This window comes from Sphingobium sp. 3R8, assembly GCF_020166615.1.
Lineage (GTDB): Bacteria > Pseudomonadota > Alphaproteobacteria > Sphingomonadales > Sphingomonadaceae > Sphingobium > Sphingobium bisphenolicum.
The window spans coordinates 1-497 of record NZ_JAIQXR010000073.1; the positions used below are offsets into that span (position 1 = coordinate 1).

At 52.9% G+C, this 497-nt stretch carries 1 protein-coding gene; it reads right to left on the bottom strand.

All coding sequences use genetic code 11. From position 1 onward, the window contains the following. Positions 1 to 61: 61 nt before the first annotated feature. Entirely contained in the window at positions 62 to 427 is a 366-nt protein-coding gene (locus tag K9B33_RS23315) for an SMI1/KNR4 family protein (RefSeq protein ID WP_224551430.1), read from the bottom strand. Between the last annotated feature and the right edge of the window lie 70 nt (positions 428 to 497).

A 497-nucleotide genomic window follows, 5' to 3' on the forward strand; every position in this document is an offset into this window, starting at 1 on the left:
ACGACCAATCTTTGCCCATGATGGTCGATACGAGTTTCCCCGAAAGCCGCCGCTCAGTTTTTCACAGCCAATCGGAAGCTATCGGACGGCACTCTCCGGTTTCATGCTCCCACAAAAGGAGTTGATCGCCGCGTCCACATATAATGACGCGATCACCACTGCCATTTGATGCCAACGATATTCCATCAGGTGGAAATGAAGACCAAGAGCGCGCTGCCGCCGTCTCCTTCAAAATATGACTTGCGGTCCTGCCCATAGTTTTACGATCCATTGGATCCCAGATTGGATGCAGAGACCAGTCGTCGTCTCCAACGCTGACATCACCACCGTTGTCGCGCATTAACCGATGCCTTAATCTTTGCAGCAGCATTCGACCTAGCGTGCGCTCAGCCTCGACTATTCGTTGCTCTGGAACTGGAAAGGGCATCAATGGCTCCGTGTCGATGTCAGGTTTAGGACAACTTGTGCTGCAAAGCCGCCGTTCCGCAATCCACCCA

Excerpts from the sequence above, each read along its gene's own strand:
- K9B33_RS23315 (WP_224551430.1), bottom strand. The coding sequence starts at position 427 with ATGCCCTTTCCAGTTCCAGAGCAACGAATAGTCGAGGCTGAGCGCACG.